This is a genomic window from Pedomonas mirosovicensis (assembly GCF_022569295.1).
In the GTDB taxonomy this organism is placed as follows: Bacteria; Pseudomonadota; Alphaproteobacteria; order Sphingomonadales; family Sphingomonadaceae; genus Pedomonas; species Pedomonas mirosovicensis.
The window spans coordinates 340,714-361,433 of the sequence record NZ_JAKFIA010000001.1 but is presented as its reverse complement, the minus strand read 5'-3'; the positions used below and the strand labels follow the sequence as shown (position 1 = coordinate 361,433).

The 20,720-nt window shown below is 65.2% G+C and carries 17 protein-coding genes and 3 pseudogenes; 9 read left to right on the top strand and 11 right to left on the bottom strand.

Annotated features, from left to right (window positions below; genetic code table 11):
* Positions 1 to 241: 241 nt before the first annotated feature.
* The 3 genes from L0C21_RS01715 to L0C21_RS01705 are packed head-to-tail and all read right to left on the bottom strand — an operon-like array spanning position 242 to position 2,810.
* A complete protein-coding gene (locus tag L0C21_RS01715) occupies positions 242 to 856 on the bottom strand; it encodes a Smr/MutS family protein (RefSeq protein WP_259276727.1) in 615 nt (204 codons plus the stop codon).
* A complete protein-coding gene (mltA, locus tag L0C21_RS01710; RefSeq protein WP_259276726.1) occupies positions 853 to 2,130 on the bottom strand; it encodes a murein transglycosylase A in 1,278 nt (425 codons plus the stop codon). Before mltA ends, L0C21_RS01715 begins: the two co-directional genes overlap by 4 nt.
* Positions 2,131 to 2,135: 5 nt before the next feature.
* Positions 2,136 to 2,810: a Tim44/TimA family putative adaptor protein gene (locus L0C21_RS01705; RefSeq protein WP_259276725.1), complete on the bottom strand. Its 675-nt coding sequence runs from the start codon at positions 2,808 to 2,810 to the stop codon at positions 2,136 to 2,138.
* Positions 2,811 to 3,139: 329 nt separating this feature from the next.
* Between L0C21_RS01705 and secB the strand changes: the two genes are divergently transcribed.
* The 7 genes and pseudogenes from secB to L0C21_RS01675 all read left to right on the top strand — a co-directional run bounded on the left by secB (position 3,140) and on the right by L0C21_RS01675 (position 8,820).
* Positions 3,140 to 3,646, top strand: coding sequence for a protein-export chaperone SecB (gene secB / locus L0C21_RS01700; protein WP_259276724.1), 507 nt, complete (start codon positions 3,140 to 3,142; stop codon positions 3,644 to 3,646).
* 44 nt (positions 3,647 to 3,690) lie between these two features.
* A pseudogene (gene murJ, locus L0C21_RS01695) lies at positions 3,691 to 4,824 on the top strand (murein biosynthesis integral membrane protein MurJ); the annotation flags it as partial.
* Positions 4,760 to 5,089: pseudogene (locus L0C21_RS16665) on the top strand (lipid II flippase MurJ); the annotation flags it as partial. The pseudogenes murJ and L0C21_RS16665, both read left to right, overlap by 65 nt.
* A gap of 394 nt (positions 5,090 to 5,483) precedes the next feature.
* Positions 5,484 to 6,485, top strand: coding sequence for a tryptophan--tRNA ligase (gene trpS, locus L0C21_RS01690; RefSeq protein ID WP_259276723.1), 1,002 nt, complete (start codon positions 5,484 to 5,486; stop codon positions 6,483 to 6,485).
* A 518-nt stretch (positions 6,486 to 7,003) separates the two neighbouring features.
* A complete protein-coding gene (locus L0C21_RS01685) occupies positions 7,004 to 7,384 on the top strand; it encodes a hypothetical protein (RefSeq protein WP_259276722.1) in 381 nt (126 codons plus the stop codon).
* Positions 7,296 to 7,649, top strand: coding sequence for a DUF4136 domain-containing protein (locus tag L0C21_RS01680; protein WP_259278787.1), 354 nt, complete (start codon positions 7,296 to 7,298; stop codon positions 7,647 to 7,649). The genes L0C21_RS01685 and L0C21_RS01680 overlap by 89 nt, the downstream gene beginning before the upstream one ends.
* A 196-nt stretch (positions 7,650 to 7,845) precedes the next feature.
* Entirely contained in the window at positions 7,846 to 8,820 is a 975-nt protein-coding gene (locus L0C21_RS01675; RefSeq protein WP_259276721.1) for a hypothetical protein, read from the top strand.
* A 60-nt stretch (positions 8,821 to 8,880) separates the two neighbouring features.
* On the opposite strand, the gene L0C21_RS01670 is transcribed toward L0C21_RS01675, so the two are convergent.
* The gene (locus L0C21_RS01670) at positions 8,881 to 9,858 is read right to left on the bottom strand and encodes a copper resistance protein B (RefSeq protein WP_259276720.1); all 978 of its coding nucleotides are present in this window, start codon (positions 9,856 to 9,858) and stop codon (positions 8,881 to 8,883) included.
* On the bottom strand, positions 9,855 to 11,666 hold the full coding sequence (locus L0C21_RS01665; RefSeq protein ID WP_310593345.1) for a copper resistance system multicopper oxidase: 1,812 nt from the start codon (positions 11,664 to 11,666) through the stop codon (positions 9,855 to 9,857). Before L0C21_RS01665 ends, L0C21_RS01670 begins: the two co-directional genes overlap by 4 nt.
* Positions 11,667 to 11,921: 255 nt before the next feature.
* On the opposite strand from L0C21_RS01665, the gene L0C21_RS01660 reads away from it, so the two are divergent.
* Positions 11,922 to 12,482, top strand: a complete 561-nt coding sequence (locus L0C21_RS01660; protein WP_259276719.1) for a universal stress protein — start codon at positions 11,922 to 11,924, stop codon at positions 12,480 to 12,482.
* Between the two features lie 126 nt (positions 12,483 to 12,608).
* Complete coding sequence (locus tag L0C21_RS01655; protein ID WP_259276718.1) at positions 12,609 to 13,403, top strand: hypothetical protein; 795 nt, start codon at positions 12,609 to 12,611, stop codon at positions 13,401 to 13,403.
* 53 nt (positions 13,404 to 13,456) lie between these two features.
* Here L0C21_RS01655 and L0C21_RS01650 read toward each other — a convergent pair whose 3' ends face one another.
* The 6 genes and pseudogenes from L0C21_RS01650 to rbfA all read right to left on the bottom strand — a co-directional run.
* Positions 13,457 to 14,866 (bottom strand): NAD(P)H-dependent flavin oxidoreductase, encoded by a 1,410-nt coding sequence (locus L0C21_RS01650; RefSeq protein ID WP_259276717.1) that lies wholly within the window; start codon positions 14,864 to 14,866, stop codon positions 13,457 to 13,459.
* 355 nt (positions 14,867 to 15,221) lie between these two features.
* Positions 15,222 to 17,462 carry a polyribonucleotide nucleotidyltransferase gene (gene pnp, locus L0C21_RS01645; protein ID WP_259276716.1) on the bottom strand — a complete coding sequence of 747 codons (2,241 nt, stop codon included), beginning with the start codon at positions 17,460 to 17,462 and terminating at the stop codon, positions 15,222 to 15,224.
* 319 nt (positions 17,463 to 17,781) lie between these two features.
* Positions 17,782 to 18,051: a 30S ribosomal protein S15 gene (gene rpsO, locus L0C21_RS01640; protein WP_259278785.1), complete on the bottom strand. Its 270-nt coding sequence runs from the start codon at positions 18,049 to 18,051 to the stop codon at positions 17,782 to 17,784.
* A gap of 13 nt (positions 18,052 to 18,064) precedes the next feature.
* A complete protein-coding gene (gene truB, locus L0C21_RS01635) occupies positions 18,065 to 18,979 on the bottom strand; it encodes a tRNA pseudouridine(55) synthase TruB (RefSeq protein WP_259276715.1) in 915 nt (304 codons plus the stop codon).
* Between the two features lie 114 nt (positions 18,980 to 19,093).
* Positions 19,094 to 19,741 carry an Abi family protein gene (locus tag L0C21_RS01630; RefSeq protein ID WP_259276714.1) on the bottom strand — a complete coding sequence of 216 codons (648 nt, stop codon included), beginning with the start codon at positions 19,739 to 19,741 and terminating at the stop codon, positions 19,094 to 19,096.
* 346 nt (positions 19,742 to 20,087) lie between these two features.
* Positions 20,088 to 20,492: pseudogene (gene rbfA / locus L0C21_RS01625) on the bottom strand (30S ribosome-binding factor RbfA); the annotation flags it as partial.
* Between the last annotated feature and the right edge of the window lie 228 nt (positions 20,493 to 20,720).

The following is a 20,720-nucleotide window of genomic DNA, read 5'->3' as shown; positions in this document are numbered from 1 at the left end:
CGCACTGGCCGCCAAGCCCTTCGGGACGGCTGGCGAAAGTGCTCCTTAAAAATCATTCAGATCGTTGTGAAGGGTGAAGCGGGGGCGCTGCGGTAGCCGCCTGGTGCGGCCCTTAATTCCCAAATTCAGCGCTCAAGGCCCGTTCGCACGACGGTGAACCCGCGCACGTTCCGATAAAACGAATGGGGCGCGGGGGTTTAGACCTCCCGCAAAAAACCTAAAAACCAAAAACCTGGCTTGCTCACTCGCCCCGCGTGCGGCGGAGGATGGCGTAGAACGCGCCCATGCCGCCGTGGCGCTGGTGGGCGGGGCGCAGGGCGGAGATGTAGGGGCGAAGGCCGGGCTGGTCGAGCCAGCGGGGCAGTTCTTCCTTGAGGATGCCGCGCGGGGTCTCGGGCCATGGCGTCGTCGAGCGGCCCTTGCCGGTGACGATGAGCACGACGCGGGCACGACGCTCGTGCGCCTGGCGGATGCGGCGTTCCAGAAGGTTGTAGGCGGCCTCGCGGGTGTAGCCGTGCAGGTCGATCACAAGGTCGGGCAGCACCTCGCCGGTGCGGATCTTGCGGTCCCACACCGCATCCAGCGTGGCGTCGGTGACGGAAATTCCGGCCAGATGGTGGGCGACGGCGGGCAGGACCGGTTCGGCGCGCGGCCCCTCGGGCGGCTTGACGCGCGGCAGGGCGGGCGCGGCCGGCCGGTTGCCGAGCGGGCGCACGGAGGCGGCGATCTGCTCCCACAGGGCCGCCTCTTCGGGGCGCAGCTCGCGGGGCTTGCGTGAGGGCTTTTCCTTTTTGCCGACCTGCGCCGCCATGGCCTCCCACGCCGCCTTCTCATCCGGGCGCAGGCGGCGGGTCATGAGGTGGGACTGGCGACAGGAGGCGTCGAGAGCAGCCGCTCAACCGCCTGTTTGGGCAGCAGGAGCGTGGTGATGCCGCGCCACGACAGCCCGCCGGCGATGAGCGCAGCGCGCTCGCCTGCGCCCCAGAACAGGTCCAGCCGGTTCGCGCCCTTGATGGCCCCGCCCGTATCCTGCGCCACCATCATCTTGGCGATGGGCAGCTGCTGCTGGCGGTTCTGCGGGTTGGGGTAGGCGGATTGCAGCCACAAGGGCGCACCCAGCGGGATGAAGCGCGGGTCGCTCGCGACGGAGGTTTCCGGCGTCAACGCAACGCCCATCGCGCCGAGCGGGCCGTCGCCCGTCAGCTCGCGGAAGAAGATGAAAGAGCGGTTCTCGCGCATCACGTCCCGCGCCTTGTCCGGGTTGGCCCGCGCCCAGGCGATGATGCCCTGCATGGTGGCCTGACCCGGCGGCAGGAGCCCCATGTCGAGCAGGCGGCGGCCCAGCCCCACGTAGGCGTGGCCGTTCTGCCCGTCATAGCCCACCCGCATCACCGAGCCGTCCGGCAGCTTGATCCGGCCCGAGCCCTGGATATGGAGGAAGAACGCCTCATAGGGGTCCTTGACCCATGCGAGTTCGAGGCCGCGGTTCTTCAGCGCGCCGTCCTCGATCTGGCCGCGGTCGTAATAGGGCACGAGGCTCTTGCCCTGCACTCGGCCCGCGATGCGCTGGCCGCGCAAGGAGACGCGGAACGCGCCGAGGTCCACATCCACCAGCTCGGGCGGGCGCTTGTAGAGCGGCACGGAATATTCCACCGACCACGTGCGCGAGCCCGCCAGTTCGGGCTCGTAGTAGCCGGTGTTGAGGCCGGTGCCATCGCCCACGCGCAGGGTGGCGAAGCGGGTCTCGAAGAAGCGGCGGGCATCGGCGGAGGTTTGCGGCGTCGTGCTCGCGCTAGCGCAAGCCTCGCTCCAGTCTTCCGGCCGGGTGAGGCCGGAGACGTCCTGCCGCTTCTGCAGCGACCGGCACGACTTGTTGAAGGCTTGAAGCGCGGGCAGCAGGTCCGCTTGTTGCCAGCCGGGAAGCTGGGACACGAGAGGCCCGCTCGTGCGGGGCAGCTCAAGGGCGCTGATCGGCTCCTGCGCCTCGGGAGGCTTGGGCGGGGCCGGCGCTGGCGCGGGCTCGGCGGGCGGTGCGGGCGTGACCGGTTGTTTCGGGGTTTGGGTGCAGGCGGCGAGGACAGACAGGCTGACCGTGACGGCAACCGCCGTCCAGAACGCGTTACGGCTCATGGGGGTCAGGCCGCCGTGTCAGTTGCCGTGAGGAGCCAGTTGGGGTCCGGCGAGCGGGTGTGGCGGCTGAAGGTCCAGATATCGTGAGTCTTGACCGCATCGGTTTCCGAGCCCGCGATCACCTTGCCGTCGCGGTCGCGCGTGACGGCGGCCAGCGTCGCGTCGAAGCGCACGGTCACCTCCGCCATCGCACCGGAGAGGGTGGCCTCCACCATGGCGGCGCGATCGATGCTGATGAGGCGGTTGTCGAGCACCAGCCCCTCGGCCTTGCGGGCGTCGATGGCGCGGCGGAACTGCTCCAGCACGTGGTCGGCGACGAACGGCTTCACCGAGTCCAGATCATCGCCCCAGAAGGCTTCCAGAATCATGCGGTAGGCGGCGCGGGAGCCTTCCATGAACATCCGGGCGTCGAACTGGCCGTCGGCCTCGGCGATCTGCTGGAGGCCCTCGCGGGTTTCGGCGGAGATGTCCGAGGGCAGGTGCAGGGCCGCGCCGCGCGGCTCGGTGCGCGCATTGGCGTTGCCGTTGTCCGCGCCGGCGGTGTCGGAGCCCGAGACCACATCGGTTGCCGGCTTCTCGTTGCCCGTGCGACGGCCCAGAACGCTGACCAGCCGCAGGGCGACGAAGCCCGCCAGCATCGCGAGGAACACGATCTCGATGATTTGAGTACTGTCAGACATTCGATCCGGCCCGGTCTCTCACTGGTAAAACGCCCACATCCTTCTCTGTTACCATAGCAACAGGACAGCGGGCGGTCTATCTTTACCCCGTTTCCACTTAAGTGCTTCCCCCTCATCCGCAACCCAAGCTGGGCGCAATCCATGCACGAGGGGGCGCATTTTCTCCTCTCGCCCTCTTGCCGCAGGCAAAAACGCCCGAACCTGCGCCGATTTCAAAAGAGGCCGCCGGTGGCGCACTTGCCTCTGTTCGCCGCGCCATGCTAACGCCGGGGGCAAGACTGATATCAACCGTTTCTCGTTTCAAAGCAGACATAAAGCAAAGGCTATCCATGAGCGAACAACCCGAAGACACCACCGAGGTTGCGGCCGGCGAGGACACCACGCCGCAGGTGGGCATTCTCGCCCAGTACGTGAAGGACCTGTCGTTCGAGAACCCGAACGCGCCCCAGTCCCTGCAGAACGCCGGTGCCCAGCCGCGCATCGAGGTGAACGTGAACGTGGGCGTGCGCCGCGTGGCCGACGAGGCCTACGAGGTGGACCTGCGGATCGAGGCGATCGCCCGTCATGAAGCCCAGAAGGCCTTCCAGGTGGAGCTGATGTACTCCGGCCTGTTCGCGCTGAAGAACGTGCCGGAAGAGGCGCTGGAGCCGTTCCTGCTGGTGGAAGCGCCGCGCATGCTCTTCCCGTTCGCGCGCCGAATCATCGCCGACTGCACCCGCGACGGCGGCTTCCCGCCGCTGCTGCTGGACCCGATCGACTTCGCCGCGCTGTTCGTGCAGCAGCGCCAGGCCAACGGCGGGGCCGACCTGTCGGGCGAAGTGGCGGGCAATGCCTAATCACGCCTTTGCGCGGGGAGCCTGACGCTGCCCGCGCGCGCGACATGGCGTCATACTGGCGGTTCGGGCCGGGGCCGATGACCCCGATCCGGGCCGCCAGTCTCGTTCGGGCCGCAAGCCTTATCGGCGGGCTGACGCTCGTCAGCCGCGTGCTCGGCTTCGCGCGCGAGATGGTGATGGCGCGCCTGCTCGGCGCAGGGCTTGCCGCCGACGCCTTCAACCTCGCCTTCAAGCTGCCCAACATCTTCCGCCGCCTGTTCGCGGAAGGGGCATTCTCGGCCGCCTTCGTGCCGCTCTTCAACCGGGAGAAGGCCGAAGGGGGGCTGGAGGCGGCAAGGCGCTTCGCCGAGGATATTCTCTCGGTCTTCCTCCCCCTCCTCCTGCTGCTGACGGCGCTGGCGGAGATCGCCATGCCCGGCCTCTTGTGGCTGATGAACGGCGGCGGCGGCTTTCTGGATGTTCCGGGCAAGTTCGACCTGGCGGTTGCGCTGTCGCGCCTCACCTTTCCCTACCTGCTGTTCATTGCGCTCGCCTCGCTCATGGGCGGCATCCTCAACAGCCTCGGCCGCTTCGCCGCCGCTGCCGCCGCGCCGGTGCTGCTGAACGTGGTGCTGATTGCCGCCATGCTGCTGGCCGCAGGAGATGGGGAGGCGATGACCGCAACCGCGCTCGCCTGGGGCGTGGCGCTGGCCGGGCTGCTGCAATTCCTGTGGCTGCTGTGGGCCTGCCGCCGGGCGGGGGTGCGCCTGCGCCTGCGGTGGCCCAGCTTTGGCCCCCGTGTGCGCCGCCTCGGCCGCACGGTCGTTCCGGCGGCGGTGGGCGCGGGCATCTACCAGATCGGCCAGCTCATCGACCTGTTCTTCGCCAGTCACCTGCCGCAGGGTGCGCTTAGTTACCTCAATTACGCCGACCGGCTGAACCAGCTGCCGCTGGGGGTTGTTGGCATCGCGCTCGGCACGGCGCTGCTGCCCGCGCTCTCCCGCCACGTGGCGGAAGGGGAGGAGGCGAAGGCGGTCCACCTGCAAAACCGGGCGGCGGAGATGGCGCTGTTTCTCGCCCTGCCCGCCGCAGCCGGGCTGATGGTGCTCAGCCACCCGCTCGCCACCGCCTTTTATGTGGGCGGACGCTTCGGCGGCGAGGATGCGGCGTGGACCGGCCATGTGCTCACCGGCCTGGCGGCGGGGCTGCCCGCCTACGTGCTCGTCAAGGTGCTCACCCCCGGCTTCTTCGCGCGGGGGGGACACGGCAACGCCGGTCAGGACCGCGCTCGCCGCCATGGCGCTCAACGTGGCGCTCATCCTGCTGCTGATCGACCGCTTCCAAGTGGCGGCGCTGGGCTGGGCGACGGCGCTGGCCGCCTGGGGCAACTGCGCGCTGCTCTACGCCGTGCTGCGGCGGACGGGGGCGTTCCGCTTCGATGCCCGGCTCAGGCGGCGGGCGCTGGGGGCGGCGGCGGCCTCCGCCGTGATGGCGGGCGCGCTATGGGCGTTCCTGAGCGTCACCGGCCTCAGCTTCGACGGGCCCGCGTTTGAGCGGGCGGGGGCCGTGCTGCTGGCGGTGGCGGTGGGCGGGGCGGTGTATTTCCTTGCGGCGGCGCTGTTCGGCGCGATGCCGCTGGCCGAGCTCAAGGCGCGCCTTGGACGCCAAAGCCAGTGATTGCGCGTCTTTGACGCGCGGGTGCCAGGATTGCGCGTCTTTGACGCGCGGGTGCCAGGATTGCGCGTCTTTGACGCGCGGGTGATTGACCCCTTCGCGGTGGGTGGTATGACCCCGGCACGAGAAATTCGAGCCGCCGGGCCAGTGGGGCCGGGGTGGCCAGGCGACAGGAAGCAAACCCATGACCAAGCGCGTCTTCTCGGGCATCCAGCCCACCGGCAATCTGCATCTCGGCAACTACCTGGGGGCGATCCGGAACTGGGTGCGCTGGCAGGAAGACGCGCCGTGCATCTTCTCCGTCGTTGACCTGCACGCCATCACGGTCAAGCAGAACCCGGCCGAGCTGCGCGCCCAGACGCGGGAAATGGCGGCGGCCATCCTGGCGGCGGGCGTCGATCCCAAGAAGGCGACCCTGTTCAACCAGAGCGCCGTCACCGCCCACGCGGAGCTGAGCTGGGTGTTGAACTGCGTCGCCCGCATCGGCTGGCTGAACCGCATGACCCAGTTCAAGGAAAAGGCGGGCAAGGACCGGGAGGGCGCGAGCGTCGGCCTCTATGTCTACCCCGTGCTCCAGGCGGCGGACATTCTGGCCTACCAGGCGACCCACGTGCCGGTGGGCGAGGACCAGAAGCAGCACATCGAGCTGGCGCGCGACATCGCCCAGAAGTTCAACAACGATTACGAGACCGAGCTGCTCGTGCTGCCCGAGCCGGTCATCACCGGCCCGGCCACCCGCGTGATGAGCCTGCGGGATGGTTCGAAGAAGATGAGCAAGTCCGACCCCTCGGACATGAGCCGCATCAACCTGACCGACGACGCGGACGCCATCACCTCCAAGATCAAGAAGGCCAAGACCGATCCCGAGGTGCTGCCGGAAACCAAGGAGGGGCTGGAAGGCCGCCCGGAGGCGCAGAACCTCGTTGGCATCTACGCCGCGCTCGCCGACACCACGGTGGAGGCCGTGCTGGCCGAGTTCGCCGGCAAGGGCTTCGGCGCGTTCAAGCCGGCGCTGGCGGAGCTGACCGTCTCCAAGCTTGCGCCCATCGCCGCCCGCTTCCGCGAGCTGCTGGCCGATCCGGCCTATGTGGACGCGGTGCTGCGGGAAGGGGCCGAGAAGGCCGACGCCATCGCCCGTCCGGTGCTGGACAAGGTCTACGACACGGTGGGCTTCCTGCGCCCCTGAGGCATTCGGGATTGCTTTTGGCTTGAGGGTTTCTTGCAAGAGCCTCGGGCCCTTGCGTCCCATCTCTTACCGGGCCGTGCGCGCAATGGCGGGCACGGCCCGTCTCTTTGGCGGACCAACAAGGCCGGGCATCCGGGGATGGTCCCGTGGTTGGCCGCCTGGCCCCGCGCATGAGGCCTTCTGTCAAGAAAGCGTCTTAAAGCCATCCTAAAGAGTGGCAGGCAACCGGCCGGATGAGGCGGAATGGCGAAGCCGAACCTGGCGCGCGCCGGACCCTCCATTCGGCTTAAAATATTGTTACCCTAAAACAATCCTTTTGCTCTCTTGCGGAGAGAGGGGCACAATAGCTTTTGTACACGCTACGGAGGGTGAAAACCGGGGGGGTGTTGCCCGCTCGCTACCGTGCCGTGGCAGTTCGGGTTGTTCAGACGGGGTTCAGTGCCAATTCCTTACAGTGGATTTTGGAGGAACTCCAAACAACAGCCAAGTGAGCGGGAAGGGCCTAGGAGTAAGGTTTTATGTCCCACATCAGTAAAGTGTTCGCTGGCCTGATGCTGCTGGTTCTGGCGGCCTGCGCCAGCCAGATCAAGTCAGACGTGGCACGGTTCCACCGGTTGCCGCCGCCGCAGGGCGAGTCCTTCCGCGTTGTCGCGGCCGACCCGCAGAAGCAGGGCAGCCTGGAGTTCGCCACCTACGCCGAATATGTGGCGGCCGAAATGGTGAAGCAGGGTTACACCCGCGCGCAGACCCCCCAGCGCCGCGACGCTGGAGGTGAAGCTGGACTACGGCGTATCGCCCGGCCGCGAGAAGATCGCGAGCCGCCCCGGCACCACCTTCGCGCCCTACTACTACAGCTGGCGCTACCGGGCCTTCTACCCCTGGGGCTGGGGTGCGTATGACCCCTTCTGGGGCGGCCCGTTCAACGACACCGAGGTCTATTCCTACACCGTCTACACCCGCACCCTGAGCATGGACATCGTGCGTCCGGGCACGGGCGGAAAGGATGCCGGTGCGGTGCCGCTGTTCGAGGGACGGGTGGAATCGGTTGGCAAGGACAACCGCCTGCCGGAGGTGATGCCCTATCTGGTTCAGGCCATGTTCACGGACTTCCCAGGAACGTCAGGCGTAACCAAGCAGGTGAAGATCGACCTGCCCAACAAATAATCCTGATTTAATTACCCTGACTGACGCTGAAGCGTTTCCTATCAGGGCGCGAACCAAATCAGGAATGTTGTTGCAAGGGGGAGCAATGTTGGTCTGGCTGGACGGGTTGAGGCGATGGGTCGGATCTTTGGCCCATCCGCAAGGTGCCGATACGACAGGGGGCACCCCCGACTCCCAGCCTTCCAGCGCTCCCTCTTTGCGTGCCCGGCCCGTCCGGGCCACGCTTGCCTTCATCACCCGGTCGCGGCCGGTGTTCGCCGCCGCGCTGGTGATCGTGTTCCTCGTGCTTTATTTTGGCCTTGGCGGCCTGCTCAGCTCCACCATCGATGACAACATGGCGTTCCGCCCTGCGGAGGCGGACCTGTCGCCCGGCGGCAGCGTCGCCGTCGGCATGGCCAGCGCCGTGCTCGACCGGGAACTGAACGAGCATGGCTGGAAGGCGGACGACCCCTGGTTCTACCCCACGGCCCTCCTCGACAACATGCCCGCCTGGCAGCGGGGCTTGCGCCTGGGCGTGCTGCGCTTCGTTGCCTCCCTGCAAAGCCTCCAGGCCGAAGACCCGGATCTTGCGCGCGCGGCGCAGGCGCTGGACTATCCGCCCGACCGCTGGTGGATCGGCACGAACTGGCCGTGGGTGCGAACCGCCTCCGCCTCCAGCTACCGCGAGGCCGTGGAGGCCATCCGCAGCTACAACGCCCACGTGGCCGGGGGCCGCGTCACCCTGACCCGGGACGCCGCGACGCTCGCCACGCTGCTGGATCGCATGGCCGATACCCTGGCCGAGAGCGAGGAAATGCTGGGCCAGCACGTCTCGGGGGACGAGACGGCGCAAGATAAGCGGCTGGGCAACGACGAGATGTTCTACACCGTGCGCGGCGAAGCCTACGCCTCGTTGCTGATCCTCGGCGGCTTGCGCGAGGACTTCGAACCGCTCATCCGCCAGCGCCAGCTGGCTGCCCGGTGGGCCACCATGGCCCGCAGCCTGGAGACCGTGGTCGCCCTCGACCCGCTCATCGTCACCGCCGGCGATCCCGGCAGCTTCCTCATCAAGAATCACCTGATGGAACAGGGCTTTGCCCTCCAGCGCACCGAGCAGCAAATCCGCGCGCTTGCCGCCGCGCTGCGGCAGGCCCCCGCGACGACACAAACGACGCAAACCCGCCGTCGGTAGGGCTGCCTTTCGGGACAAGGTTCTTGCTGATGTAGGGGCCTCAGGCCCCTGCAAAAACTCTCAAAACCATGTTCTCACGCCGACGAGGAAGGACCATCCGCCCGTATCCTCGCCTTCGGCGCGGGCGTAATCGCGGGTGTTGCCGAACAGGCGGGCGTATTCGATGCCGATGTAGGGCGCGAACTCGGGGATGAATTCGTAGCGCAGGCGCAGGCCGGCCTCGAAGGAAGAAAGGCCGGAGCCGGTGCCGGTCTCCGCGACGTTCTGTGCGGCGAGGTCCACCTCCGCCCGGGGCTGGAGGATGAGGCTGTTGGTGAGGCACATGTCGTGCTCGGCCTCGATCCGCGCGGTGAGGTCGCCCTTTCCGGAGAGGAACAGGGCGGCGTCCACCTCAAGCCAGTAGGGCGCGAGGCCCTGGAGGCCGAGGATGGCATGGGCGCGGCCGGCGTCGGAACCCTTGGGCCGGGGGCGAATGTCATAGCGCACGCCCGCCTGCACATCGAACCAGGGGCTGATGGCGTGGCTCCACAGCGCCTGCACCTCGGCGCTTTCAAGCGCTTCTTCGAACGCGCCTTCGCCCTCGGTCTTGATCCACAGCTTGTCGTAATCGCCGCCGATCCACCCCTCGGCGTCCCACAGGTAACCATCGCGGCCGTCCTGCCCTCGGTATTCCAGCCGGTCGACCATCAGCTTGGAGCCGCGGAAACGGCCGTGCATATCGATCAGCTCGGTCTTGCGGACGCGGGCCATGAGTTTGGGGTTCCACACGATGTCGGCCGCGTTCTCCGGGCCGGTAAAGGCTTCAGGTGGCGGCGGGGCCAGCGGGGGCTGGCTCGCTTCGGCCGGGGACATGGGGGCAGGCATCATCTGGTGCCCGGCGTGGGCGCCATGCTGCATCTGCCCATGATCCATGCTCTCAGGGCTCGTGGGCAGCTGGCCCATGTCGTGCCCGGCGTGGGGGTTGGCCTCCTGCGCCCTGGCGGGAGCAGCAAGGACGGCAAGGGCGCAGGCGGCGGCAAGCAGGCCGAGGCGGCTCATGCGTCGTCTCCCGTCATGGCGTGGTGGCCGTGATGCGCGCCATGCGCCTCGGCGGCGGGCGGCGCGTGGGCGCCGTGGCCGGAGTGATCCTCCGGCGACGGGGACGCCGCCGCGATATCGTCCAGCGGGCGAATCTTCACCACATTCATCATCCCTGCGTGCATGTGGTAGAGCAGGTGGCAGTGGAACGCCCAGTCGCCGGGAGCGTCGGCGGTTAAATCGAAGCTGGCCGTGCCGCCCGGCATCACGTTCACCGTGTGCTTCACCGGGTTGCCGCCCGGCATTCCGGTCACCAGCTCGAAGAAGTGGCCGTGGATGTGGATGGGATGGTTCATCATGCTGTTGTTGATGAGCCGCACCCGCACCCGCTCGTTGCGGGCGAGGCGGATCGGCTCCAGCCCCTCGTTCAGCTTCTGGCCGTCGAACGACCACATGAACCGCTCCATGTTGCCGGTGAGGTGGATGTCGATGCGCCGTGTGGGCGGGCGCATGTCCGCAAAGGGCGTGAGCGGCGTCAGCTGGTGGTAGGTGAGCACCCGGTGGGGCTCGTTCTCCAGCCCCAGCGGGCGATCGGCGGTGCGGTCGACCGGCATGGCGGCAACCATGTCCACGCCGACGCCGATCTTCACCGGAGAGGATGCGCCGTGCCCGGAATGATCCATGCTGCCATGATCCATGCTGCCCATCCCCATGTCGCGCATGGAAAGGGTGGGGCGGGGGCGCAAGGGCGGCACGGGCGCTTCCATGCCAAGCCGGGGCGCGAGCGTCGCGCGGGTGAGCCCTGAGCGGTCGATGGATTCAGCGACGATCGTGTGGGCCTGCGCCTCGGTGGGCGTGACGATGACATCGTAGGTCTCGGCGACGGAGATCTGGAACTCGTCCGTCTCCACCGGCTTCACGTTCTGCCCGTCCGCCTGCACGATGGTGAGGGGCAGGCCCGGAATCCGCACGTTGAAGATGGTCATGGCCGAGGCGTTGATGAAGCGCAGCCGCACGCGCTCGCCGGGCCTGAACAGGCCGGTCCAGTTTTCCTCAGGGCCGTGGCCGTTGATGAGATAGGTGTAGATCGAGCCCGTTACATCCGAAATGTCCGTGGGGTCCATCCGCATCCGGCCCCAGGCGAAGCGCTCCATCGGGGTCATGCGCTCCTCGGGGTCATCACCCGCAAGGCCGCCGAATACGGTCTGCCGCTGGCGGTTGAAATAGCCGCCCTCCTGCTTCACCTTCTCCAGAATTTTGTGCGGGTGAAGGAAGGTCCAGTCCGACAGCACGATGACGTGCTCGCGGTCGTAGTGCACCGGGTCGGCGTCCTTGGGGTCGATCACCAGCGGGCCGTAATGCCCCTGCTGCTCCTGCAGGCCGGAGTGGCTGTGATACCAGTAGGTGCCGCTCTGCTTGACCGGAAACTCATAGGTGAACACGGACTTCGGCGCGATGCCGGGGAAGCTGATGCCCGGCACGCCATCCATGTGAAACGGCAGGATGAGCCCGTGCCAGTGGATGGAGGTGTCTTCCTCAAGCCCGTTGTGCACGTGAAGGCGCACCTTCTGCCCCTCGCGCAGGCGGATGAGCGGGGCGGGCAGCACGCCGTTCAGCGTGACCGCATGGCCCGACCGGCCGCCCACCGTGAAGCGGCTATGCCCGACGTGCAGGTGAATGTCCTCGCCCGTAAGGGGGGAAGCGCCGGCCGTGAGGCCCTGCGTGCCGCTGCGCGCCCAGGCGGGCAGCAGCGAGGGCAGGCACGCGCCCGCCAGGCCCAGCGCCCCGGCGCGCAACAGGGTTCGCCGCTTGAGAGGTATGTTCATCATCCGGTCCTTGCTCGGCAACGGGAAGACAGTCTGCGCCAGAGTGGAGTCTGACACTATGTCAAGGTCAAGCCGGTTCAATCGGGCCGGGAGCGGGCTCTTCGGTTTTTTTGAACGCTTCCAAGGAACCACAGGCCGGGGCCCCGCCTTGCGTGCTCTGCAAGCGCTGTTTCGGGCGAAGGGCGCAGGCTCCGCTTGCGGTCGAACGAATTGCAAGCTGTGCTTGCGGGTGCCCTCGGGCAATGGCAGAGTTGATGCATGGTTGAGCAGTCCAATCCCCAGGCTGCTGGCGGCGCGCCGGAAGGCGGCAGCCAGCACAGTGGAAGCGGCAGCGGCAGCAAGAGCGGGCGCGCTCGCAAATATGTTGTGGTTGTCGACCAGACGCCGGAATGCCGGGTCGCCCTCCGTTACGCGGCCGGGCGGGCCCGCCATACGCCCGGCGGGCAGGTGGTTATCCTCTACGTGCTGCCCCCGCTCGACTTCGTGCAATGGGGCGGCGTGCAGAACGTGATGGAGCAGGAGGCCCGCGAACAGGCCGAAGCCCTGCTGGAAGCCTTCGCCGTGGACGTGGAGAAGATCTGCGGCTGCCCGGCCCAAATCGAAATCCGCCAGGGCAAGTCCATCGACCAGGTGCAGGCCGTCATCCGCGACGATCCCAGCGTGGTGCGCCTCATCCTCGCCGCCTCGGCCAAGGGCGACCCCGGCCCGCTGGTGGCCTTCTTCTCCGGCCAGATCGCCGGCTCCCTGCCGTGCCCCGTCACCATCGTCCCCGGCAGCATGACCCCCGAAGCCACCGACGCCATCGCGCAGATCGATTGAGTTTCGGTTTCTGGTTTTCTTGCAGGGGTCTCGGACCCCTGCACCCCCTTTTCACCGTAGATTAGTAGTCTCTTCAGTTCGCATTGGGTGCTTCACATCACCACCGAAATACATCATTCTGCCTAGATGGTTGTCAGATATTTAAGGCTGGTAGGACGTCAGGCTTTTAGCCGCACGTTTCAAACAATTGATAAGCTGTCTATCGCACTTGGTCCGCTGACCATGGCCGGGCTCTACTTTTTAAAAGCGCCAATTCCAGAAAATATTGATGCGCTTGTAGGGACAGGTGTCTTGGTTACGGCAGGGGTAATAGCCTTTTTAAGGCTGCTATCTGCGCCTTATTTCGTTTGGAAATCTGACCAAGAGGCCATAACTAACTATAAAAACTTGATTAAAGTCAAGCTCTCCAAAGAGAATGACCCAATGGACAAACATCGATTGTCCCTGAGGGCCGAGTTGGGGTCACGATTGGCGAATATTGTGTCGTTGGTTAGATCGTTTGATGCGTGCCTGGGCGCGGATAGGCTGAATAATATTACAGAAAAAATTTTAGAAGATATTAAACGCGTGGAATCTATTAAGGAAGAATTTTCTTATAATGCTATGCTCAGGGTGCCGGTAAGCCGAATTATTTTTATTTGTACGAAAATTATTACTGATACAACTTCAGGGAAGGATGTTTTCGAGTTGCAAAATAGGCTTAGAGAGCAATCGAAAATAACATTTGAAATTATTCACAGCTCAAATTTTATATTAGAACTAATAAATTTTGCAGAATTTGAGGATTTTCTAAAAGAGTACGGCGAAGATTTAACTGAGGATGGAGAATCGTGCGTCGAACCGCTACGGACTGCTTTGAATGAAAGAAATATTAGCTTTTCTGATATAAAAGCGACTATTCAAACCATTGATTACCAATAAAAAAGCCCGGCGGAAGCCGGGCTTTCTCGGTTCAGCGATGCGTGCGGTCTGGCTTACTTGCCGGAGACGATGCGCTCGATGAGCTGCTTCACCGTGGGGATGAAGCCGTTGGAGTAGAACGGGTCGCTCTTGAAGCGGTAGGCGTTGTGGCCGGCGAACATGAGGTTCTGTTCCACATCGCCGCCATGGCCGATGGATTGCAGCGTCTTCTGGATGCAGAAGGAGCGCGGGTCGGCGAGATACCCGGTGGTGTTCTTCTCGTTGTCCGCCCAGCTGGAGAAGCTGCACTGCGACAGGCAGCCCATGCAGTCCGACTGGTCCTTGCGGATCTCGGCCTTGCTTTCGGGCGTCACGAACACGAGGGTCGAATCCGGCGTCTTCAGCGCTTCGGTGTAGCCCAGCGCCGCCCATTCGCGGGCGCGGAACAGGTCGCCCTGCGTCACGAACGCCTTCTGGCCGCGCGGCAGGTTGCCGGCGTCCAGCTCGAACACGTGCTCGCCTACCTCCTCGGTGGTGAAGGGGATCTGCCGCTCGGAGCGGGCTTCCAGCTCCCGCAGGAACGGGTTCCGCACCGCAGAGGAGTAGAAGCCGGTCGGCGAGAAGCGATGCAGCAGCACGTCGCCTTCTTCCAGCGTGAGGAGGCGCTGCTTCCACTCATCCGGGATGGGGCTTTCCTGGGTGACGAGCGGCCGGGTGCCGAACTGGAAGGCGACGGCCCCCAGCTCCTTGTTGTCGATCCAGTGCTCCCACTCGGAGAGGTTCCAGACGCCGCCCGCCATGACGATGGGCACGTCGTCCGGAATGCCTTCCTGGCGCATCACATCGCGGATCGCCTTGACGCGTGGGTACGGATCTTCCGGCTTCAGCGGATCTTCGGCGTTGGAGAGGCCGTTGTGGCCGCCCGCCCGCCACGGGTCTTCATAGACCACCGCGCCCAGCCATTCGGCCGCCTTGTGGTAGGCGCGCTTCCACAGCGCGCGGAAGGCGCGGGCGGAGGAGACGATGGGATAGTAGTGCACGCCGTGCGAAGCTGCGATTTCGGAAAGCCGGTAGGGCATGCCCGCGCCGCAGGTGACGCCCGCGACCAGGCCCTTGGTGCGCTCCAGCACGCCTTCGAGCACGCGCTGCGCGCCGCCCATTTCCCACAGGATGTTGATGTTGATCGCGCCCTTGCCGGAAGCGACTTCCCAGGCCCGGCGCACCTGCTCCACGCCGCCTTCGATGGCGTAGCGAATCAGCTCCTCATGGCGATCGCGGCGGGTGCGGCCGTTATAAATCTGCGGGATGATGTTGCCGTCGGCGTCATAGGAATCGGCGTTCACGGCCGATACGGTGCCGATGCCACCGGCCAGCGCCCAGGCGCCAGAGGACATGTGGTTGGTGGCGGAAATGCCCTTGCCGCCTTCAATCAGCGGAAGGACTTCACGTCCACCGATCCGAACGGCATTGAGCGATTTAAACATGGGCTTGCGCCTTTCCGGGTACTTTCCAAAGTGTCTGCCATACAGGGTTCGAGAGATAAAGGCGAGGGTCAAGCCGCCGAAGCGGCGCACACGACCCGCCAACGCCCAGTTTACGCACGAAACGGCCGTTGGTGTCACGACCTTCACGCAATTTATCGCGTTTTCGGCGTTTGGCCCCAGGCGGAGCGCGGCAGCACACGAGCGCTCCATGCGGGCCAGCCCTGTTCCGCTTCTTCCGGCGGCAGTGGGCAGGTCACATGATAAAGGGCCCCGACAGGGGGCCCTTCACCACAAGTCACGGAGGAGAAGATAAGGGACGCTGGCCCTTATTCAACTCCCCCTTTGGTCGCAGGCCTTAGCCGTCGCTGCGCGGGCTGCGGCGACGACGGCGATCGCGGTCACCGCGACCCCGGCCTTCGCCTTCGCCTTCGCCCTCGCCGCCTTCGGCGCGGGGCTCGCGCTCCGGACGGTCGCCGCGCGGCTCGCGGGCCGGGCGCTCGTCCGGCAGTTCCTCGCCGGTCTCCTGGTTCACGAGACGCATGGACAGGCGAACCTTGCCGCGGTCGTCGATGCCGAGCACCTTGACCTTGACCATCTCGCCTTCCTTGAGGACGTCCGCCACCTTAGCCACGCGCTCCGGCTTGATCTCGGAGATGTGGACGAGGCCGTCACGGCTGCCGAGGAAGTTCACGAACGCGCCGAAGTCGACGATGGAGACGACCTTGCCTTCGTAGATCCGGCCGACTTCCGGCTCGGCCACGATGCCCTCGATCCACTTGAGGGCGGCCTTGATCTGGTCCTGGTTCGAGGAGGCGACCTTGACGGTGCCGTCGTCCTCGATGTCGATCTTCGCGCCGGTGACTTCCACGATCTCGCGGATGACCTTGCCGCCGGTGCCGATGACTTCGCGGATCTTGTCCTTCGGGATCTTGATGGTCTCGATGCGCGGCGCGTGCTGCGACATCTCCTGGCGGGTGCCGCCGAGGGCCTGGTTCATGACGCCGAGAATGTGAGCGCGGCCCGCGTTGGCCTGCTCCAGCGCGACCTTCATGATCTCCTCGGTGATGCCGGCCACCTTGATGTCCATCTGCAGGGCGGTGATGCCCTGCTCGGTGCCCGCCACCTTGAAGTCCATGTCGCCCAGGTGATCTTCGTCACCCAGGATGTCGGACAGAACGGCGAACTCCTTGCCCTCGAGGATGAGGCCCATGGCGATGCCGGAAACCGGGCGCACCAGCGGCACGCCTGCGTCCATCATCGCCAGCGAGCCGCCGCAGACGGTGGCCATGGAGGAGGAACCGTTGGACTCGGTGATGTCCGACACCACGCGGATGGTGTACGGGAAGGCGTCCTTCGCCGGCAGCACCGGACGCAGCGCGCGCCAGGCCAGCTTGCCGTGGCCGATTTCGCGGCGGCCCTGGAAGCCGAAGCGGCCCACTTCGCCGACCGAATAGGACGGGAAGTTGTAGTGCAGCATGAAGTGCTCGTGGCGGGTGCCCTCGAGGCTGTCGATCATCTGCTCGTCATCGCCCGTGCCCAGCGTCGTGGTGACGATGGCCTGGGTCTCGCCGCGGGTGAACAGCGCCGAACCGTGGGTGCGCGGCAGGATCTGGGTCTGCACGTCGATCGGGCGCACGGTCTTGGTGTCGCGGCCATCGATGCGCTTGCCTTCCTTGAGGATGGCGGTGCGGACGATGTCCTGCTCCAGCTTCTTCAGCAGCTTGCCGATGAGCTGCGCGCCGTGCTCCTCGCCCAGAGCCTCGACCGCCTTGGTCTTGGCGGCGTCGATGAGGGCGCGACGCTCGGACTTGGCGGTGATGGCGTAAGCCGCGCGCAGGTCGGCCTCGACCAGATCGCGCAGCGCCTTCTCCACGGCCGAGGTGTCCGGCTTCTCGGCCAGAACCCACGGCTCCTTGGCGGCGGCTTCGGCCAGGTCGATGATGGCGTCGATGACCGGGTGCGCGGCCTTCTGGCCGAACATCACCGCGCCGAGCATCACGTCTTCCGGCAGCTCCTTGGCTTCCGATTCGACCATCAGCACGGCGTCACGGGTGCCGGAGACCACCAGATCGAGGGCGGATTCGCCCATCTGCTCGATGGTTGGGTTCAGCACATACTCGCCGTTGATGTAGCCGACGCGGGCCGCGCCGATGGGGCCCAGGAACGGAATGCCCGAAAGGGTGAGGGCGGCGGACGCGCCGACCATCGCCACCACGTCCGGATCGTTCTCGCCGTCGTAGGACATGGTCTGGCAGATCACGAGGACTTCGTTGTAGAAGCCTTCCGGGAACAGCGGACGGATCGGGCGGTCGATCAGGCGGGAGATCAGGGTCTCGCGCTCCGTCGGGCGGCCCTCGCGCTTGAAGTAGCCGCCCGGAATCTTACCGGCGGCGAAAAACTTTTCCTGGTAGTGGACGGTCAAGGGAAAGAAGTCTTGCCCTTCCTTGACGCTCTTGGCGCCCACCACGGTGCACAGAACGGCGGTTTCGCCGTAGGTGGCGAGCACGGCGCCATCGGCCTGACGGGCAATGCGGCCCGTCTCCAGAGTGAGCTTGCGCCCGCCCCAGATCACTTCTTTCTTCTGAATATCAAACATTGAGTGTCTTTCTCATCCGCAACCGGGCCCTATTGCCCAGCCGCACAGCTTGCTGAGTTGTCGGGGCAATTCCCGCATACGTTGCTGATCAACGCCTGCGATCGCTCCCGGTATCCGCCTGTGAAAACATGTTGTCCGCGAAGCGCGGCGGAGATGCTTCGGCCAAGGACTGTGCCTCAGAACGCAACAAACACAAAGGCCCTTAAGGGGCTGATTCGCCAGAAAATATATCCAGCTCATATGCAAGACGGGGAGGGACCCGGCCGTTGGCCGGTTCCCTCCCCGCCTGCTAAAACCGCTTTTGGTTCGGCAGTCGCACTTAGCGACGCAGACCCAGGCGCTCGATCAGAGCCTGATAACGCGCAACGTCGCGCGACTTCACGTAGTCAAGCAGCTTGCGGCGCTTGTTGACCAGCATCAGAAGGCCACGACGGGAGTGGTTGTCCTTCTTGTGGGTCTTGAAGTGCTCGGTGAGGTTGGCGATGCGCTCGGTGAGGATCGCAACCTGGACTTCCGGCGAACCGGTGTCGGTGCCACCACGGGCAAAGTCAGCGATGAGCGCCTGCTTCTTTTCAGCCGTAATCGACATCATGGTCTCCTTATCACGTCAGGTTGAGCCCCCTCAGCACCCGGACCTGGCCAGCAATGGCCTCAACGATGGCAACGGGCGTCTGCCCATCCATCGCCATGTAGGTCCCTGGGCGAAGGGAGGTCCCGTCGAGCCTCTGGCCCTGCCGCAGCAGGAGAGCCTCGCGGGGGTCGACCGCCAGAGCCGGGATGTCGTCCAGCCCTGCGGTCACAGGCAAAAGCGCCTGTTCCGGTTGGTGGTCTTGAACGAGTCGGTCAAGATTGTCCAGCAGAATCGCGGTTTGCAGGGTGAAGGGCCCCGCCTTGGTGCGCCTTAGCGCGGAGACGTAACCGACCGTGCCCAGCGCTTGCGCGATGTCCCGCGCCAGCGAGCGGATGTAGGTGCCCTTGGAGCAGAGAACGGAGAATCGGGCCTCATCCGCGCTCATGTCCACCAGGTCGATCCGGTGAATGGTGATGCGGCGGGCCTTCAGCTCCACGGTCTCGCCGGCGCGGGCGAGGTTGTAGGCCCGCTCGCCGTCTACCTTCAGCGCCGAATAGATGGGCGGCACCTGCTCGATCTCGCCCAAGAAGCGGGGGAGGGCGGCGCGGATGGCCTCCTCGCCGGGGCGCATGTCGGAGGTGGCGATGACTTCTCCCTCGCCGTCGTCCGTCGAGCGGGCCTCGCCGAAGCGTAACGTGAAGTCGTACCCCTTTGTGGCGTCGAGGATATAGCCGGTGAGTTTCGTCGCCTCGCCCAAGGCGATGGGGAGAACGCCGGTCGCCAGCGGGTCGAGCGTGCCGCCGTGGCCGATCTTCCACCCCTTGGGCATGACCGGGCGCAAGATGCGCTTGCAGGCGGCCACCACCTGGCCGCTGCTCATCCCCAGGGGCTTGTCGATGTTCAGCCAGCCGTGGAGCTTGGCGGGGGCGGGGCTCGGTGCGGTCATGGGCTACTCAGGATTCGTAACGACAATGGCACGGCCGACGCCGTGTCCGAAGCGCCCTCATGTCACGGCTGGCGGGCCGTTTGACAAGCCCTTACCTGATACCCGGCGGTGATTTCAGGCTGCTCTCGCCAGTTGATACGTGCTGGCTTGGTAGAGCGCTGGAAAGCGGTCGCACTCGGCGCACCATTGCTCCGCCTCGGGCGACAGCCAGCCGATGATCTGGCGGATGTCGGCATGGTAGTGTGGCAGGTCGTAATGAAGGATCGATTCGTGATGAGCGATCCGATTACGCAATTCGCGAATAGTTTTGAGGGGGCCTGACAGACTCTTGCGTGGAAGGCCCTTTCCGCTCGGCGTGCGTGCGATCTGATGCAGCACTTTACGCCATAGCTCTTCGTATTCCCTGCCCAGCAGGGCGGTCCAGAACCCAAAGGAAAGCGTGGATACCACCCGTCCCGGTGTAGGCGCCTTGCGGTTCCGGTTGAGGTCATCAAGCGCATGCTGGACCTTTTGCTTCTGCTTGTCACGGAGACAAGAACCGGCCTCCAGCAGCCACCCCTCGCCATACGCGCCGCTCATCACGCCATGCACCCGGTTGCGGAGCGCAAGCTCCAGCACCTGCAGTGGAATGTAGAGCGCTTCGGAAAACTGGGCGTTCAGGGTGTAAAGCTGGACGGCAGCAGCCGGGTCGCCGTTTGACCATTCAAGGTAACGCCCCATCCTTTCCTGAGAAAACGCTGTCTGGAGGGGCGTCAGAAGCATCTAGAGTCCGAATCGTCAGTTCAATGCGATCGGCCTCGGTTATATAATAAGGACTATAATAGAAATATTGTAAAATGCCGATTCAGCTTGAATGATCCCCGCCGTTACGCTATCTAGCTCTTGTACACCCCGGTGCCGCCTCTGCTTCCAGCATGCGCCCGGGGTAACGTGTTTCTGGGGACAAGCGTCCCGCTCTTTTCCAGACTGCCGATAAGACAACGGCCCCGATCAGGGATCGAGGCCGTGCTTGGCAGTTCAGTAGAGCTTACTCCCGGCCGGTGTCTTCCGGATCATCGCCACCGGAGATCATGCGTGGGCCGGTGTCCTCGCCGTCCTCGTCGTCATCATCCTCGGGCGGCTGATAGCGGCCCAGGTCCTGCGCCACGCGCGGATCGCGCAGCAGAGTGTCGATCTTGCTCGCCTCGTTGAAGCTTTCATCCACCCGGAACACGAGGTTCGGCGTGTACTTCATGCGGATGCGGTGGCCGACCTCGCCCTTGAGGAAACGCGCATTGCGGCGCAGGGCCTTCATCACCTCCGCCTCGTCCGAACCGCCCAGCGGCACCACGAACACGGTGGCATGGCGCAGGTCAGGCGAAATCCGCACCTCGGTCACGGTGACGAGATGGTTGGCCAGCACGTCATCCTGCACGTTGCCGCGCGCCAGCACCTCGGAGAGCACATGGCGGATCTGCTCGCCCACGCGCAGCAGACGCACGGAGCGGCCGGTATCGGTGGTTTGATGACGCATGGTTCAGTGTCCTTCGGCCTTGTGAGCCCTGTCGTTAATACGTTTTCTTGTCTTTTTGCAGGGGTCTTGGACCCCTGCACCCCATTCGTTTTAGCGGGCCGTGCGCGTCATCGCGGGCGTGGCCCATTCGGATACCGGGGGATGGATTGGGCGATGCCGTTCGCGCGTCCCTGAAAAACGAATGGGAGGTGCAGGAGGGTTTAAAACCCTCCTGCAAACATCCCGTTG